Genomic DNA, 15,293 nt, shown 5'->3' with positions numbered 1-15,293 from the left:
CTCCGTATGAACAGCGCTGAAGCGGAGATGCACATGGAAGACAGAACGAGTGACGGTTCCGGCGTGCTGGCAATGAAAGCGCCCGCAGCATCCGGCGGCCTGGCGGCTGGCGCGCTGATGTGCCTGATGTCCATGTCCTCGATCCAGTTCGGCGCGGCACTTTCCTCCTCCGCCATCGCCGCCTATGGACCTGCCGGCGCCAGCTGGCTGCGCCTTGCCTTTGCCGCTCTCATTCTAGCCGTCGCCGTGCGTCCGCGCATATTCAGCTATACGAGAGAGCAATGGGCAAGTGCTCTGGTTCTCGGCACGACGACGGCGCTGATGACGATGAGTTTTTTCGCGGCGATCGAGCGCATACCGCTCGGTCTTGCCGTAGCGATCGATTTTCTCGGCCCGCTTTCGGTCGCGACCATCGGCTATGGCCTCAGCCGGCGCCTCGTCTGGCCGTTCATTGCCGCGCTCGGCGTTCTGGCTCTTGCCCATGATGGTGAAGGCTGGGTTGGGAATATCCAGGGCATTCTCTTTGCCTGCGGCGCGGGAACGGGTTGGGCGATCTACATCGTGCTCACCAAGAAGATCGGCGCAAGCTTCAAGGGGCTGGAAGGGCTTTCCATGTCGCTGATGGTCGCCGCTGTCGTCGCCACGCCCTTCGGCTTCGCAGGCGCCGTGCCGGCGCTCGATAGCTATGGCCTGATCGAAATGGCGGGCCTTGCCGTTCTCGTGCCGCTGCTGCCCTACACGCTGGAGCTGATTGCCCTGCGGCGCATGCCGACAACTTCGTTCGGCATCCTCATGAGCCTCGAGCCGGCCATTGCGGCTCTTGCGGGCTTCGCCATTCTGACACAGCCCATGACCCTTCTGCAGCTGGCGGGAACGGCGCTGGTCGTCGCAGCAAGCGCCGGCGCCACCTTCTCCGCAAAGCAGTAAGGGATCAGCCCATCTTTCTGGCGGGATCGTCGAGGGCGGGATTGTAGAACAGCGAGAGCGTCAGGCTTTTGGCGATCCGCTCGGCCGTCGCCATGAACCAGGCCTTTGCCTCCGGTGTTGGCGCGATATCGTCGAGGGTTGCGGCAAACAGCGACAGCCATTTCGGAAAGAGATCTGGCGTCAGGTTCTGGACGCCGGTATGCGCCTGTACCGGCTTGCCGCCATAGGCGCCGCTGCGGAAAGCGACCGCCGACCAGAAGCTTTTCATCTTCTCCATATGCGCCGGCCAGCGGCCGGAGAGCCGGGCGTCGAACACCGGGCCGAGATCGGGATGAGCAAGCACGCGGGCGTAAAAAGTCTCGACCAGCCTGCCGATGAAGGCCTCGTTGACACCCATTTCCAGCATCTCGGCCTCCGCCCTTTCGCGGATCGCCGCGACATGGGCAGGGCGCCCTTGAATCTCATTGTCCATCATAAACCCCGGCGCCGCGTGATGCGGCAGCACTCATATAGGTGTTTACGACAGCGAGCCAAAGGCGTTCGTGCCCGCTTGCGGCAATCTGTCAGCCGGCCTTCGCACGCTCTTGACCCTCATCCCCTCCTTCTTTAGATTTAGAATAATTCTAAATTTGGAGAAAGTCATGTTGGCGCGGTTTTTCAGATCCTCGAAACGATCGTTCGAATCGCTGTCCGAGCAGGAGATTCTCGCTCTCGCGATCGCCTCCGAGGAAGACGATGCCCGCATCTATCTCGCCTATGCCGACAGGCTACGCGGCGAATTTCCGGCCTCGGCCAAAGTCTTCGAAGATATGGCCGAGGTCGAGGACACGCATCGCAAGTCGCTGTTCGAAATCCATCGCCAGCGTTTCGGCGAGCGCATTCCGCTGATCCGGCGCGAGCATGTAGAGGGCTTCTACGAGCGCAAGCCAGACTGGCTCAGGGCAAATCTTACCCTGGAGGCGATGCGCCGCGAAACCGAGGCGATGGAAGAGCAGGCTTATCGTTTCTACGTCGAGGCGGCAAAACGCACCTCGGATGCCTCGACGCGCGAGCTTCTCGGCGATCTCGCTCTTGCCGAGCAGGGGCACGAGGACATCGCCCGCATGCTGGGCGACAAACACACGCCTGAAGATGTCAAGCATGACGAGGACGCGACGGTGCATCGGCAATTCGTGCTGACCTATGTGCAGCCGGGCCTTGCCGGGCTGATGGACGGCTCGGTCTCGACGCTGGCGCCGATTTTCGCCGCCGCCTTCGCCACGCAGGATACCTGGCAGACCTTCCTCGTCGGCCTTTCAGCTTCCGTTGGCGCCGGCATTTCGATGGGCTTCACCGAAGCCGCACATGACGACGGCAAGATCTCCGGCAGAGGCTCGCCGGTCAAGCGCGGCCTTGCCTGCGGCATCATGACGGCGCTCGGCGGTCTCGGCCACGCACTGCCCTATCTGATCCCGCATTTCTGGACGGCGACGATCACCGCTGCCGTCGTTGTCTTCTTCGAACTCTGGGCCATCGCCTTCATCCAGAACCGCTACATGGAAACGCCATTCCTGCGCGCCGCCTTCCAGGTGGTCCTCGGTGGCGGCCTGGTGCTCGGCGCGGGGATCCTGATTGGGAATGGGTGAGCTGCGGTCGGGCGCAGCCCGAGCAATCGATCCGTGAATCGATTGCAGCAGCGAACGCCCGGAGCCATTCGGAGGGCCGGGAGACGGTGCGGCAAACGCAACCCATTTACAGTGCCGCAAACCCCACGACGATTTTATATCACCGCCGCAGGCACAACAATCGGCCCTTATCGTGAGGCGCCCCGCGCCGGGCTGGAGAGAGGGCCCGCCGGCATCCTTGCCCTTCGCTTGCGCTCCGTGCATTCGCGGCTTTGCCGCTCCCCCCCTCATCTGCCTGCCGGCATCTTCTCCCCGCTGGGGAGAAGGGACTCGCGGCACCGTCTCGATCCTCTTGAGACCTTTGATGCAGGAATGATGCCCGTCAGGGCAGATGAGGGGGTGAGGAGCGCAAGCGACGAACGCCTTGAGCGTAGCGAAAGGCAGGTAGCGGCAAACACCACAGTTCTCCGGCATAGAAAAAGACACCGTCCACCCAAAAAGCAAAAGGCCGGCTTTCGCCGGCCTTTTCCCACGCCCCCCAAAACTCTTAACGCAGTGCGCCGACCAGAACGTCGCGGCCGTTCTCGATGGTGACCCAGCGGCCGGAATTGTAGCTCGACTGGCGCTTGACGAAGGAATAGGGCGTCCCAAACCACGGCTTAACGTCGGAAGCGAGGTTGTCGAGCACGAAGTCGCCCTCGGCGGTGCGCAGCGTCAGCACGGCATGGCCTTCACCGTCGGGCTTGCGCACGACGGTCATCAGCAGATCGGCGGCCGAAAAGCCGCGCTGGATCAGCATGCGGCGCTTCAGCAGCGCGAAATCCTCGCAGTCGCCGGCAGTGGTCGGATAGGCCCAGACTTCATCCTTGCCGTATATTTCCTTGTCGGTCATCGGTGTGATCGTGCGGTTGACCGTGGCGTTGACCGAACGCACCAGCGACCACTTTGCCGGGGTCATCTCGACCGGGCCGGAATTGCGGTTTGCCCCGCATTCGCTGCGGTGAATCTGACAGAAATCATAGTGTCCGATCGGCTGGGATGTGGCATTGCCCGTGACCATTGAAGCATTTCTGCTGGGGGCCGGTATGGCGGCCGTCGCCATCGCAAACATGGCCATCATGGCCACAAAAATACCCTTCATCCGCACGCCCGCTCTTCCTCGCATCGCCCCTTATTTATTAACAAAGTGTTAATGGAGAGGGCCAAGAAGAGTCAATCGTTACTTCTTGGGAGCACCTTGCGACTCGCCGACATGGTTAAAATGCAACGGGTTGGGCACTTGCGTCGGGGGAGTTTCTTGGCCGGTGCCGTCTAAACGGGCATCTGCCTGCTCGTCGATGAACGGATGATGCCTTTCACGGCGCTGAGCAGAAGCGCGATATCGCTGGGGCGGGAAAGGCGGTGGTCGCCGTCGCGGATGAAGGTCAGCACCACGTCGTCGGCGGGAAGATGTTCGACGAGCTTCATCGCATGCGCATGCGGCACGTCGGCGTCTTTCATACCCTGGAGGATATGCACCGGGCAGCCCGTTTCGATGATGCCGTCGAGCACCCGGTTTTGGCGGCCGTCCTCGATCAGCGCCCTGGTATAGATGTTCGGCTCGGGACTATATTGCGACCGTTCTTCGAAATAGCCGCGCTCGGCAAGCGATTTGCGCTCCTTGGCCTTGAGGTTCGGCTCGATCAGCTCAGAGGTGAAATCGGGTGCGGGCGCAATCAGCACCATCCCCTCGAGTTTTGGGCCTTCGAGTTTTGGACCTTCGAACTTCGGGCCGCCCTGCCGCGCAAGCTCCTGCGCCAGGCGGAGCGCGATCCAGCCGCCCATCGAGGAGCCGACGAGGATTACCCGTTCCGGGGCGACATGACGGATGACGGCCAGCGCCTCCTCAAGCCAGCGTGAGATCGTGCCGTCGCTGAAGCTGCCGCCGGAAAGTCCGTGGCCGGAATAGTCGAGGCGGATGCACGCAAGCCCGAGTTCGGCCGCCAGCCCGTCGAGTTCCACCGCCTTGGTGCCGCTCATGTCGGAACGGTAGCCGGACAGCCAGACGAGCGCCGGGGCGCTGTTGCCGGCCCGCGCCCGGCGCACCAGCATGGCGATCTCACGCGCCGCCTCGCCCTCGCCGACCGTCAGGAACTGCGGCTGGGCATTGGGCATCTGATCGAACATCGGCGAAACTCCTGTTATTTTGGTCTATAAAACAGATTCTTGGCAGGCTGACAGCGGGTGATTTTTCCGCTAAAGGATGATATTGACTCCGTTGCAGCGATGACGCGACACGTTTGTGCACCCCGATATGGGAGCGCGAGGCTGCAACGTTCCGAAACAACGCGAGGAGAATACGACCATTCGCAGACCTTTTAAAACCGACGCGCCCGTGAAGGACGGACCGCGCTCGAACCGTGAAATCCGCATTCCCAAAGTTCAGCTGATCGGGGCTGACGGCGAGAATATGGGCGTCGTGCCTACCGACCAGGCCTTGAGAATGGCTGAGGAAGCCGGCCTCGATCTCGTCGAAATTTCCCCCAATGTCGAACCGCCTGTGTGCAAGATCCTCGATCTGGGCAAGCTGAAATATGCCAACCAGAAGAAGGCTGCCGAGGCGCGCAAGAAACAGAAGATCGTCGAAGTCAAAGAAATCAAGATGCGCCCCAATATCGACACCCATGATTATGAGGTGAAGATGAAGGCGATGGGTCGCTTCTTCGACGAAGGCGACAAGGTCAAGGTAACGCTGAAGTTCCGCGGCCGCGAAATGGCCCACCAGGAGCTTGGCATGAAGCTGCTGCAGCAGGTCAAGGCCGATACGACCGAGTTCGCCAAGGTCGAAGCCGAGCCCAAGCTCGAAGGCCGCCAGATGATGATGGTGCTGGCGCCGAAGTAAGCGCCAGGCACTTTTTCGCCCCAAGGCCGTCCGCAAGGGCGGCTTTTGTGCTTTCTAACACTGGTGCTTACGAGCGTGCGAAGATTCCTCCGCAGCCCCGTTGCACTTTCAGGACGCTGCGGTTATAAGCGCGCGTCCGAACTGACCGGCAGGGCATGCCGTGGCAGTTTCGAATGCTTGCGGAACGGTTCGTCGCCGAAGCCGCAGATCAACAACAAACGCTCCCGCACCTTGTTGCGACGGCCGGAGAACCGGACTTCGCGAGAAGGGCTTTTTTGATGAAGCGCGCAGGGAGGACAGAAGGAGTAGCAAAATGCCCAAGATGAAGACGAAGTCCTCTGCCAAGAAGCGGTTCAAGATCACCGCAACCGGCAAGGTCAAGGCTGCCGCTGCCGGCAAACGCCATGGCATGATCAAGCGTACCAACAAGTTCATTCGCGATGCACGTGGCACCATGGTTCTCGCAGAACCGGATGGCCGCAAGGTTATCAAGAATTACCTGCCGAACGGTCTCTGAGACTCGTCCGCGAACGCTAGATTTAAGGAGATCATGATATGGCACGTGTAAAAAGAGGCGTCACCGCCCACGCCAAGCATAAGAAGGTTCTGAAGGCCGCCAAGGGCTTTTACGGCCGCCGCAAGAACACCATCCGCACCGCCAAGGCTGCTGTCGATCGTTCGAAGCAGTACGCTTACCGCGACCGCAAGGTCAACAAGCGCAACTTCCGTGCGCTCTGGATCCAGCGCATCAACGCCGCTGTCCGCGAATTCGGCCTGACCTATGGCCGCTTCATCGACGGCCTGCACAAGGCCGGCATCGAAGTCGACCGCAAGGTTCTCTCCGACATGGCGATCCACGAGCCGGAAGCATTCGGCGCGCTCGTCAATGCTGCCAAGAAGGCTCTTGAGTACCTCAAGGAAGCCGGTACGGCCAACGAGTTTGAAGGCGCGGTCAAGTAACCAGCGCTTCCCAAGCTTTGAATTTATGATTTTGGGAAACCCGCGCTGGTTTGGGCTAGCGCGGGTTTTTCTTTCTTTATATCCCTGCGCCGGCCTCTCCAGCCTGCCGTTCGAACGCCGCCTGATCTGGACGGAAAGAAGACAATGTCAGATATCGACCAGCTTAAATCCTCTTTGCTTGCCGAAATTGCTGCTGCGGGTGACGAGGCGGCCCTGGAAGCCGTGCGCGTATCCGCGCTCGGCAAGAAGGGCTCCGTTTCCGAACTGTTGAAGACGCTCGGCGCCATGACGCCGGAAGAGCGCCAGACCCGGGGTGCTGCGATCAACGCCCTGAAGAACGAAGTGACGGACGCCATTGCCGAACGTAAGTCCGTGCTGAAAATGGCGGCGGTCAATGCGCGGCTGAAGGCCGAAACGGTCGATGTCAGCCTGCCGGTGCGCTCTTCGCCGGCCGAGCGCGGCCGCATCCATCCGATCAGCCAGATCGTCGATGAGATCACCGCGATCTTCGCCGACATGGGCTTCTCGATCGCCGAAGGTCCCGATATCGAGACGGATTATTACAATTTCACCGCGCTGAATTTCCCCGAAGGCCATCCGGCCCGCGAGATGCACGACACGTTCTTCTTCCATCCGGACGAGAATGGCGAGCGCAAGGTGCTGCGCACCCATACCTCGCCTGTGCAGGTGCGCACCATGGAAGCGCAGAAGCCGCCGATCCGCATCATCATTCCCGGCAAGACCTATCGCCAGGACAGCGACGCTACGCATTCGCCGATGTTCCACCAGGTCGAAGGCCTGGTCATCGACAAGAAAGCCAATGTTGCCAACATCCGCTGGGTGCTCGAGGAATTCTGCAAGACCTTCTTCGAGGTCGACAGCGTGACGATGCGTTTCCGCCCGTCGTTTTTCCCTTTCACCGAGCCCTCTTTCGAGGTCGATATCCAGTGCGATCGCTCCGGCCCGATCGTCAAGTTCGGCGAAGGCACCGACTGGATGGAGATCCTCGGCTGCGGCATGGTCCATCCGAACGTGCTGCGTTATGGCGGGCTCGATCCGGACGAATATCAGGGTTTTGCCTGGGGCATGGGCCTCGACCGCATCGCCATGCTGAAATACGGCATGCCCGACCTGCGCGATTTCTTCAACGCCGACGTCCGCTGGATGACGCATTACGGCTTCCGCCCGCTCGACATGCCGACGCTGTTCGGCGGCCTCAGCGCTTGAACGGAGAATTGGGACGATGAAATTCACGCTCTCCTGGCTGAAAGAGCATCTGGAAACGGATGCCGGCCTCGACGAAATCTGCACGCGGCTCACCCAGATCGGACTGGAGGTCGAGGATGTCGACGACAAGGCGGCGTTCAAGCCCTTCGTCATCGCCAGAGTTGTCTCGGCGGAAAAACATCCGCAGGCCGATCGCCTGAAGGTGCTGATGGTTGATACGGGCGCCGGCGCGCCGGTCCAGGTCGTCTGCGGCGCCCCGAATGCACGCGCCGGCCTCGTCGGCGCCTTTGCTGCTCCCGGGACCTATGTTCCCGGCATCGACGTGACGCTTGCCGTCGGCAATATCCGCGGCGTCGAAAGCCACGGCATGATGTGCTCCGAAAAGGAGTTGCAGATCTCCGACAGCCATGACGGCATCATCGATCTGCCGGAAGATGCGCCGGTCGGAAAGAGTTATGCCGCCTATGCGCATCTCGACGACCCGGTCATTGAGATCAACCTGACGCCGAACCGTCCGGACTGCACCTCGGTCCACGGCATCGCCCGCGATCTCGCCGCCTCCGGACTCGGTACGTTGAAGCACCGGCCTGCGCCGTCCTTCGCCGTCGAAGGCGAAACGCCGGTCAAGCTGACGCTCGATCTCGACGATCCGAAACTCTGCCCCGGCTTTTCGCTCCGTCTGGTGCGTGGCGTCAGCAATGGCCCGAGCCCGCGCTGGATGCAGCAGCGGCTGACCGCCATTGGCCTGCGCCCGATCAATGCGCTGGTCGATATCACAAATTACATGACCTTCGATCAAGGCCGGCCGATGCACGTCTTCGACGCTGCTAAGGTCAAGGGCAACCTCACCGTCCGCCGCGCCACGGAGGGCGAGACCGTGCTGGCGCTCGACCAGCGCGAATACAAGCTCGGCCCGAACAATGTCGTCATCGCCGATGAAGACGGCATCGAATCGATCGGCGGCATCATGGGCGGCGAACATTCCGGCTGCGACGAAAACACCGTCGACGTGCTGATCGAATCGGCCCTCTGGGACCCGATGAACATCGCCAAATCCGGCCGCAGCCTCGGCATCATCACCGATGCCCGGTACCGCTTCGAGCGCGGCGTCGATCCGGACTATATGGTGCCTGGTCTCGAACGCACGACGGAACTGGTGCTGGAGCTTTGCGGCGGCACGGCCGCCAGAGCCGAGGTCGTCGGCTATCAGGGTTACGAAGCAAAGATCGTCGATTTCCCTTATTCCGAGGTCAAGCGTCTGACGGGGCTCGACGTCTCGGATGAGGAAAGCAACAGCATTCTGACCCGCCTCGGCTTCACGGTCTCCGGTTCCGGCGAGCGTGTCTCCGTTGCCGTTCCTTCCTGGCGTCCCGATGTCGACGGGAAGGCCGATCTCGTCGAGGAGGTCATGCGCATCCACGGCGTCGACAATATCAAACCGGCGCCGCTCGAAAGCCATGCGGTCGTCAACGGCAAGATCCTGACGACGCTGCAGATCCGCACGCGTCTCGCCAAGCGGGCGCTTGCGTCGCGCGGCATGCTCGAAGCCGTCACCTGGTCCTTCATTCCGGAAGATCAGGCCAAGCTCTTCGGCGGCGGTTCGCCCGCCCTCAAGCTTGCCAACCCGATTGCCGCCGAAATGTCGGACATGCGCCCCTCGCTGCTGCCGGGCCTGCTGACCGCAGCCCAGCGCAATGCCGACAAGGGTTATGCCGACGTCGCCATCTTCGAGGTCTCCGGCACCTATGAGAACGACCGGCCGGAAGGTCAGCGCCGCGTTGCGGGCGGCATCCGCCGCGGCACGGCTTCGCTTGTCGGCGCCGGCCGCGCCTGGTCGAACGCCGCCAAGGGCGGCGGCAAACCGGTCGACGTCTTCGACGCCAAGGCCGATGCGCTCGCCGTCATCGAAGCCTGCGGCCTGCCGATGGGCAACATCCAGATCGAGCAGGGCGGGCCGGAATGGTATCATCCCGGCCGCTCCGGCACGATCAAGATGGGGCCGAAAGTCGTGCTCGGCTATTTCGGTGAATTCCATCCGCTGACGCTGGAAGCGCTTGATGTCTCCGGCGCCCTCTGCGGCTTCGAGGTCTATCTCGATGCCATGGCCGAGCCGAAGAAGAAGGCGACCCGCACCAAGCCGGCGCTCGATCTTTCGCCTTTCCAGGCGGTCAAGCGCGACTTCGCCTTCGTCGTCGACAAGACGGTGGAAGCAGGCGCCGTCATCAAGGCCGCGACCGGCGCCGACCGCAAGCTGGTCACCGGCGTCAATGTCTTCGACGTTTTCGAAGGCGCGTCGGTCGGCGAAGGCAAGAAGTCGGTGGCGATCGAGGTTCAGATCCAGCCGGCCGAGCGCACGTTGACGGATGAGGATTTCGAGGCGCTGACGCAGAAGATCGTCGCCAGCGTGACAAAATTCACCGGCGGTGTTCTCAGATCCTGATCTTGCCGGCTAACAATAGGAATAGTCGACCGGTCGCTGTGGCCGGTCTTTTCACCTATGAAGATGGTAAAGCTTGCCGACGATCGTCCATCGGCCTTCGATCTTCAGCAATGAGAGATAATCGGTGAAACGCATTCCGGCGAAATCGTCGGTGACCTTGACGCTGGCCGCATCGCCCTCGACATCGACGCTCTGTATATCCATGAAGGGCTGCGTGCCGGGCGGGGCTGGCTCCTCCGCCAGGATCGCGGCGATGAACTCGTCCCGCGTCAGCCATTCGACGGCATTCTGGTAATAGCCGATGATCGAGCTTTTCGGGTGAAAGGCCTTTTTCAAGGCTGCCTCATTGGCGAAGGCCATGCCTTCGACATAGAGATGAACCGTCTGTTCGACTGCCTGCCTATCCGACATAGTTTCATCCCGTTCTCCGAGATGGCGTTAGATAGTTTCGCCGGCCGCGAAGGCAAGCCCGGCCTGTTGAATCAGGCCGGGCTTTTGTCGCTTAAAGGTTCGTCATGGCAAGCGACGCGTCCGAATAACGTTTTCCCGCCACCTGCCCGGCCGGGATGGCCTTGCCGAGCTGCTCGAGCTCGGCCGGGCTTAGCACGATATCGGCGGCGGCAGCGTTCTGTTCGAGATGGTGAAGCTTGCGGGCGCCGGGGATCGGCACGATGTCGTCTCCCTGGCTCAGCACCCAGGCGAGCGCCAGCTGTGCGGCGGTCACGCCCTTTTCGGCGGCAAGCTGTTCGAGCGTTGCGACCAGAGCGGCGTTGGCGTCGAAATTCTCCGCCTGGAAGCGCGGCACCTGCCGGCGGAAATCATCGGCGGCAAGATCTTCGGTCTTTATCGCCCCTGTCAGAAAACCGCGGCCGAGCGGGCTGTAGGGCACGAAGCCGATGCCGAGTTCGCGGCAGGTGGCAAGCACGTCTTCCTCCGGATCGCGCGTCCAAAGCGAGTATTCGCTCTGCAGCGCGGCGATCGGATGGACCGCATGGGCGCGGCGGATGGTGGCGCTGCCGGCTTCGGAGAGGCCGAGGGCGCGGACCTTGCCTTCCCTCACCAACTCGGCCATAACGCCGACCGTCTCCTCAATCGGCACGTTGGGATCGACGCGGTGCTGGTAGAAGAGGTCGATGGTCTCGATGCCCAGCCTTTTCAATGAGGCCTCGGCGACTGCCCGCACATGCTCGGGGCGGCTGTCGACGCCGGCGATGGCGGCAGCACCTTGCTGGCTGGTATCGATCTTGAAGCCGAACTTGGTGGCGATCACCAGGTGGTCGCGGAATGGTTTCAGCACCTTTCCGACAAGGGCCTCGTTGGTAAAGGGGCCATAGACTTCGGCGGTGTCGAAAAACGTGACGCCGAGTTCGACGGCGCGATTGAGCGTCCTCACCGATTCCGCTTCGTCGCTGGCGCCATAGGCAAAGCTCATGCCCATGCAGCCGAGGCCGACGGCTGAGACGGTCAGATCGTTTCCGAGTTTCCGGGTTTTCATGTTGCGCTCCTTTTCTGAGCTGGGACCGCTCTATGCGGTACGGGCAGACCATATCCTTGCCGCACCAGTCAGAAAATACATGCAGCTTCTAACGGGTTGTTCTATTCTTTCGATCAATGAACAGAACACAGCTCTCGCAACTCGCCGTTCTCGCCGCCGTCTCTGAGCATCGCAGCTTCCGCGCCGCGGCCAAGGAACTCCTCGTCGCGCCGTCAGCGATCAGCCATGCGATCTCGAGCCTCGAGGAAAGCCTGGGGGTCAGGCTCCTGGCGCGCACCACCCGCAGTGTCGCGCCGACGGAGGAGGGCCGCCTGCTTCTCGAAAGGCTGCGTCCGGCGCTCGAGGAGATCGATATTGCCCTGGAGGCTGTCCGCGATACGCGCGCCAAGCCGGCCGGCAACCTGCGCATCACTGCGCCGCGTTTCGCCTCCGATCTCCTGCTCGCCCCGCGCCTCGGCGATTTTCTCAACCTCTATCCCGATATCACCCTGGAGATTGCCAATGAGGACGGCTTCACCGATATCGTCAAGGAGGGGTTCGACGCCGGTATAAGGCTGGAGGAGAGCTTGGAGGCCGATATGATCGCGGTGAAGTTCTCACCCCCTTTGACCACTGTCATCGCCGCATCGCCCGAATATTTCGAGCGCCATCCAAAACCGGAACACCCGCGCGACCTCGTCCATCATCGATGCATCAAGCGGCGCTTTACCAATGGCTCCATCTATCGCTGGGAATTCGAAAAGGATGGGCAGGAATTGGTTGTTGCGGTCGACGGGCCGCTGATTGTCAGCGAGGACCGGCTGGCCCTGCTTGCGGCGCTTAACGGCGCCGGCCTTGCCTATCTCTTCGATATGCGGGTGGATGCCGAGCTGACGAGCGGCAGGCTCGTGCGGGTACTGGCGGATTGGTGCGCGCCCTATTCCGGGCCGTTTCTTTACTATCCCACCCGGCGGCAGATGCGCCCGGCGCTGCGGGCCTTCATCGATTTCTTCAGATATGTTTAGAAGAATGCGGGCGGCGGTAAGAGACTTGCCGCCCGCTCTCATCCGTCAGGCAGCCTTGGCCTTCTGGTTTGCTGCTGTGGTGGCGAGCTGCGAGAGGGTCTTGTCGGTCGCCGTTTCCTCCTGCAGCGTCTGGTCGAGCAGGCTGACGACATCCTTGAAGCCGAGCGTCGCGGCCCAGGTCTTCAGTGTGCCGTAACGGGCGATTTCATAATGCTCGACGGCCTGGGCCGCGGAAATCAGGCCGGCATCCAGCGCTGGCGTGCCCTTGAATTCCTCCATAATTTCTTCGCCCTCGGCGATAATGCCCTGGATCGCCTCGCAGGTCTTGCCCTGGGCGCGTTTGCCGATCTTCTCGAAAACCTGCTGCAGGCGCTCGACCTGGCCTTCGGTTTGCTCCAAGTGCTTCTGGAAACCCGCTTTCAATTCGGCGGACTGGGCGGCGCGCGCCATCTTCGGCAGGGCGCGCAGGATCTGCCGTTCGGCAAAATAGATATCCTTCAGCGTGTCGTAGAAGAGATCTTCCAACGTCTTTTCCTTGGCCATTTTCTCGATCCTTGTTCTGGGGAAGGCCGCGAATGCGGCGACACATTAAGAAGCAAGGATTGCGCAAATTGTTCCCGATCGATTTCGGGTGGACTGGAAATCTGCTCCGGGCGATGTTTCCTGCCATAGATGTGGGAGGAAGAGAACGTCATGCGAAAGCCGGGTTCGATGAAGGGTCTGGAGGATCTTGGCCGGATAAGGCTGTCGCAGAACTTCTTCTTCCGCGATTTCCTGCACTCCGAAATTGCCGATTTCCACCGAATTCCCAACATTCCCGAGGACCCCGATCTGGCGATCGAGGCAGGCAGGAGGCTTTGCCAGGAATTGCTGGAGCCGCTGGAAGCGACCTTCGGTCGTCTGCATATCCGCTCCGGCTATCGATCGCCCGATGTCAACAGGTTCGGCAACGCCAACAATCTGAACTGCTCGACCAATGCCGCCACTGCCGCCCATCACATTTGGGACATGCTGGACTTCGACGGCTGCATGGGTGCTGCGGTCTGCATCGTCGTGCCGTGGATGCTCGACCGCTACAGCGACGAAAGCGACTGGCAACGGCTCGCCTGGTGGATCCACGACCATTTGCCCTACGCCTCGCTCTGCTTCTTCCCCAAGCTCTGGGCTTTCAATATCCAGTGGCACGAACGGCCGAAACGGGTGATCCAGAGTTATATCAGCCCGCGCGGCATCCTCACCAAACCGGGCATGGCGAACTGGGAGGGGCAGCATTCCGAATGGTACGAGGGTTTTCCCGCCCTCAAAAACTGATTCGGTAGCGAATGTGCCCGTCGCTCTCGACATAGCTGTCATAGAGCGCCCGGGCCGTCTTGTTCTGCTCGCTCGTATGCCAATAGAACCGCGACCAGCCCTTCGCCTTGCCGAGTTCGACGAGATCGTCCATCAGCGCCCGCCCAACGCCTTTGCCGCGTGCCTCGGGATCGACGAACAGGTCTTCGAGATAGCAGTCCCGGCCGCGGATCCACGTGCCCTCATGGGTGAGATAGAGCGCAAAGCCCATGATCCTGCCGCCGACCTCGGCGACGCGCATGAGGATCGCCGACGCCGGATCGAAAACCCGGCGCCATGTCTGGTCGGTAATATCGGCATCGACCGTGACTTCGTAGAAGGCGAGATAATCAGCCCAGAGTTCGCGCCAACGCGCTTCGTCTTCGGGGCGGGCATCGCGGATCGTCACGGTCATCGTCTCTTCTCTTCTCTATCAGCGGCCGGCTTCGTCGAGCAGCGCCATCGCGTCATCGGAAAGTTGAAGTGTCGCCGATTTCGCCAGGCTTTCAAGCTGCGAAAGGCTGGTGGCGCTGGCGATCGGCGCCGTCACGCCCTTCTTGCGCAAAAGCCAGGCGAGCGAAATTTCCGCAGGCTTGGCGCCGGTTTCAGTGGACACCCTGTCGAGTGCGGCAAGAATGCGCAGGCCCTTGTCATCCAGATAGGTCGAAACCCGGCCCTCGCGGGCGCGGCCTTGCGTATCCGCCTTGCTGCGGTACTTGCCGGTGAGGAAGCCGGCGGCGAGGCTGAAATAGGTGATGACGCCGATATCCTCTTTGACGCAGAGCTCGGCCAGCGGCCCCTCGAAGCTCGAGCGTTCATAGAGGTTATATTCCGGCTGCACCACATCGTAACGCGGCAGGCCAGCCTTTTCGGCAGCGTCGAAGGAAGCCTGCAGCAGCGTCGCGTCATAATTCGAGCAGCCGATGGCGCGGATCTTGCCCTGCTGCTTCAGCTTGGCAAAGGCACCGAGCGTTTCCTCGTGGGGCGTATCGGCGTCCGGCCAATGCGAGAGATAGAGATCGATATAATCGGTCTGCAGCCGGCTGAGCGAATCCTCGGCTGCTTTCAGGATATAGCTCTCCTTGAGCGTCTTTCCCTGTCCCATGTCCGAGCCGACCTTGGTGACGATCACGGCCTTGTCGCGGGAGAGGCTTGCCTGCTTCAGCCAGCGCCCGATGATCTCCTCGGAATCGCCGCCCTTGTTGCCGGGAACCCAGGCGGAATAGACATCCGCTGTATCGATCGTGTTGAGTCCCGCATCGAAGAAGGCGTCGAGAATGGCGAAGGATGTTTTCTCGTCGGCCGTCCAGCCGAAGACATTGCCGCCGATGACGATCGGCGCGACCGAAAGACCTGTTTTTCCAAGCCGGCGCATTTCCATGACGCTCTCCAAAATGGTGATGTAATTGAAATCGCGGGTACGGCA

The 15,293-nt window shown here is 61.4% G+C and carries 17 protein-coding genes; 9 read left to right on the top strand and 8 right to left on the bottom strand.

The genetic code is table 11. From position 1 onward, the window contains the following. The first annotated feature begins 33 nt into the window (after positions 1-33). Positions 34-927: an EamA family transporter gene (locus FHX03_RS06120; protein ID WP_183852905.1), complete on the top strand. Its 894-nt coding sequence runs from the start codon at positions 34-36 to the stop codon at positions 925-927. A gap of 4 nt (positions 928-931) precedes the next feature. On the opposite strand, the gene FHX03_RS06115 is transcribed toward FHX03_RS06120, so the two are convergent. After that, complete coding sequence (locus FHX03_RS06115) at positions 932-1,399, bottom strand: group III truncated hemoglobin (RefSeq protein ID WP_097624835.1); 468 nt, start codon at positions 1,397-1,399, stop codon at positions 932-934. Positions 1,400-1,568: 169 nt separating this feature from the next. Here FHX03_RS06115 and mbfA point away from each other — a divergent pair, with 169 nt between their 5' ends. Continuing rightward, positions 1,569-2,552 (top strand): iron exporter MbfA, encoded by a 984-nt coding sequence (gene mbfA, locus FHX03_RS06110; RefSeq protein ID WP_097624548.1) that lies wholly within the window; start codon positions 1,569-1,571, stop codon positions 2,550-2,552. 526 nt (positions 2,553-3,078) lie between these two features. Here mbfA and FHX03_RS06105 read toward each other — a convergent pair. After that, positions 3,079-3,678, bottom strand: a complete 600-nt coding sequence (locus tag FHX03_RS06105) for a transglutaminase-like cysteine peptidase (protein ID WP_003589165.1) — start codon at positions 3,676-3,678, stop codon at positions 3,079-3,081. 164 nt (positions 3,679-3,842) lie between these two features. Continuing rightward, positions 3,843-4,697 carry an alpha/beta hydrolase gene (locus tag FHX03_RS06100; RefSeq protein WP_097624549.1) on the bottom strand — a complete coding sequence of 285 codons (855 nt, stop codon included), beginning with the start codon at positions 4,695-4,697 and terminating at the stop codon, positions 3,843-3,845. 178 nt (positions 4,698-4,875) lie between these two features. Between FHX03_RS06100 and infC the strand changes: the two genes are divergently transcribed. The 5 genes from infC to pheT all read left to right on the top strand — a co-directional run bounded on the left by infC (position 4,876) and on the right by pheT (position 10,039). After that, positions 4,876-5,412 carry a translation initiation factor IF-3 gene (infC, locus tag FHX03_RS06095; protein WP_012559640.1) on the top strand — a complete coding sequence of 179 codons (537 nt, stop codon included), beginning with the start codon at positions 4,876-4,878 and terminating at the stop codon, positions 5,410-5,412. Positions 5,413-5,725: 313 nt separating this feature from the next. After that, complete coding sequence (rpmI, locus tag FHX03_RS06090; RefSeq protein WP_003570998.1) at positions 5,726-5,929, top strand: 50S ribosomal protein L35; 204 nt, start codon at positions 5,726-5,728, stop codon at positions 5,927-5,929. Positions 5,930-5,967: 38 nt separating this feature from the next. Beyond that, on the top strand, positions 5,968-6,372 hold the full coding sequence (gene rplT, locus FHX03_RS06085; RefSeq protein WP_183852903.1) for a 50S ribosomal protein L20: 405 nt from the start codon (positions 5,968-5,970) through the stop codon (positions 6,370-6,372). A 144-nt stretch (positions 6,373-6,516) separates the two neighbouring features. After that, positions 6,517-7,599, top strand: a complete 1,083-nt coding sequence (gene pheS / locus FHX03_RS06080; RefSeq protein WP_097624550.1) for a phenylalanine--tRNA ligase subunit alpha — start codon at positions 6,517-6,519, stop codon at positions 7,597-7,599. A 16-nt stretch (positions 7,600-7,615) separates the two neighbouring features. Further along, entirely contained in the window at positions 7,616-10,039 is a 2,424-nt protein-coding gene (gene pheT, locus FHX03_RS06075) for a phenylalanine--tRNA ligase subunit beta (protein WP_183852901.1), read from the top strand. Between the two features lie 51 nt (positions 10,040-10,090). On the opposite strand, the gene FHX03_RS06070 is transcribed toward pheT, so the two are convergent. Beyond that, positions 10,091-10,450, bottom strand: coding sequence for a nuclear transport factor 2 family protein (locus FHX03_RS06070; RefSeq protein ID WP_097624552.1), 360 nt, complete (start codon positions 10,448-10,450; stop codon positions 10,091-10,093). 91 nt (positions 10,451-10,541) lie between these two features. After that, positions 10,542-11,534 carry an aldo/keto reductase gene (locus tag FHX03_RS06065; RefSeq protein ID WP_097624553.1) on the bottom strand — a complete coding sequence of 331 codons (993 nt, stop codon included), beginning with the start codon at positions 11,532-11,534 and terminating at the stop codon, positions 10,542-10,544. Positions 11,535-11,650: 116 nt separating this feature from the next. Here FHX03_RS06065 and FHX03_RS06060 point away from each other — a divergent pair, with 116 nt between their 5' ends. Beyond that, positions 11,651-12,538, top strand: a complete 888-nt coding sequence (locus tag FHX03_RS06060; protein WP_097624554.1) for a LysR family transcriptional regulator — start codon at positions 11,651-11,653, stop codon at positions 12,536-12,538. 45 nt (positions 12,539-12,583) lie between these two features. On the opposite strand, the gene FHX03_RS06055 is transcribed toward FHX03_RS06060, so the two are convergent. Next, positions 12,584-13,081, bottom strand: a complete 498-nt coding sequence (locus FHX03_RS06055; protein WP_054182098.1) for a ferritin-like domain-containing protein — start codon at positions 13,079-13,081, stop codon at positions 12,584-12,586. 150 nt (positions 13,082-13,231) lie between these two features. Between FHX03_RS06055 and FHX03_RS06050 the strand changes: the two genes are divergently transcribed. Beyond that, the gene (locus FHX03_RS06050; RefSeq protein ID WP_183852900.1) at positions 13,232-13,849 is read left to right on the top strand and encodes a hypothetical protein; all 618 of its coding nucleotides are present in this window, start codon (positions 13,232-13,234) and stop codon (positions 13,847-13,849) included. Here FHX03_RS06050 and FHX03_RS06045 read toward each other — a convergent pair. Next, positions 13,839-14,282, bottom strand: a complete 444-nt coding sequence (locus FHX03_RS06045; RefSeq protein ID WP_183779010.1) for a GNAT family N-acetyltransferase — start codon at positions 14,280-14,282, stop codon at positions 13,839-13,841. The two genes, FHX03_RS06050 and FHX03_RS06045, sit on opposite strands and share 11 nt — an antisense overlap. Positions 14,283-14,300: 18 nt before the next feature. After that, positions 14,301-15,248 carry an aldo/keto reductase gene (locus FHX03_RS06040; protein WP_183779012.1) on the bottom strand — a complete coding sequence of 316 codons (948 nt, stop codon included), beginning with the start codon at positions 15,246-15,248 and terminating at the stop codon, positions 14,301-14,303. Positions 15,249-15,293 lie beyond the last annotated feature (45 nt).

The sequence above is a fragment of the Rhizobium sp. BK456 genome (assembly GCF_014194045.1).
Classification (GTDB): Bacteria; Pseudomonadota; Alphaproteobacteria; order Rhizobiales; family Rhizobiaceae; genus Rhizobium; species Rhizobium redzepovicii.
The sequence above is the reverse complement of the archived record's forward strand: the minus strand, read 5'-3'. Positions and strand labels throughout refer to the sequence as shown.

What these genes read in the sequence shown, in the direction of transcription:
- FHX03_RS06120 (WP_183852905.1), top strand. Translation starts at nt 34, where the DNA reads ATGGAAGACAGAACGAGTGACGGTTCCGGCGTGCTGGCAATGAAAGCG.
- FHX03_RS06115 (WP_097624835.1), bottom strand. Translation starts at nt 1,399, where the DNA reads ATGGACAATGAGATTCAAGGGCGCCCTGCCCATGTCGCGGCGATCCGC.
- mbfA (WP_097624548.1), top strand. Translation starts at nt 1,569, where the DNA reads ATGTTGGCGCGGTTTTTCAGATCCTCGAAACGATCGTTCGAATCGCTG.
- FHX03_RS06100 (WP_097624549.1), bottom strand. Translation starts at nt 4,697, where the DNA reads ATGTTCGATCAGATGCCCAATGCCCAGCCGCAGTTCCTGACGGTCGGC.
- rpmI (WP_003570998.1), top strand. Translation starts at nt 5,726, where the DNA reads ATGCCCAAGATGAAGACGAAGTCCTCTGCCAAGAAGCGGTTCAAGATC.
- rplT (WP_183852903.1), top strand. Translation starts at nt 5,968, where the DNA reads ATGGCACGTGTAAAAAGAGGCGTCACCGCCCACGCCAAGCATAAGAAG.
- pheS (WP_097624550.1), top strand. Translation starts at nt 6,517, where the DNA reads ATGTCAGATATCGACCAGCTTAAATCCTCTTTGCTTGCCGAAATTGCT.
- pheT (WP_183852901.1), top strand. Translation starts at nt 7,616, where the DNA reads ATGAAATTCACGCTCTCCTGGCTGAAAGAGCATCTGGAAACGGATGCC.
- FHX03_RS06070 (WP_097624552.1), bottom strand. Translation starts at nt 10,450, where the DNA reads ATGTCGGATAGGCAGGCAGTCGAACAGACGGTTCATCTCTATGTCGAA.
- FHX03_RS06065 (WP_097624553.1), bottom strand. Translation starts at nt 11,534, where the DNA reads ATGAAAACCCGGAAACTCGGAAACGATCTGACCGTCTCAGCCGTCGGC.
- FHX03_RS06060 (WP_097624554.1), top strand. Translation starts at nt 11,651, where the DNA reads ATGAACAGAACACAGCTCTCGCAACTCGCCGTTCTCGCCGCCGTCTCT.
- FHX03_RS06055 (WP_054182098.1), bottom strand. Translation starts at nt 13,081, where the DNA reads ATGGCCAAGGAAAAGACGTTGGAAGATCTCTTCTACGACACGCTGAAG.
- FHX03_RS06050 (WP_183852900.1), top strand. Translation starts at nt 13,232, where the DNA reads ATGCGAAAGCCGGGTTCGATGAAGGGTCTGGAGGATCTTGGCCGGATA.
- FHX03_RS06045 (WP_183779010.1), bottom strand. Translation starts at nt 14,282, where the DNA reads ATGACCGTGACGATCCGCGATGCCCGCCCCGAAGACGAAGCGCGTTGG.
- FHX03_RS06040 (WP_183779012.1), bottom strand. Translation starts at nt 15,248, where the DNA reads ATGGAAATGCGCCGGCTTGGAAAAACAGGTCTTTCGGTCGCGCCGATC.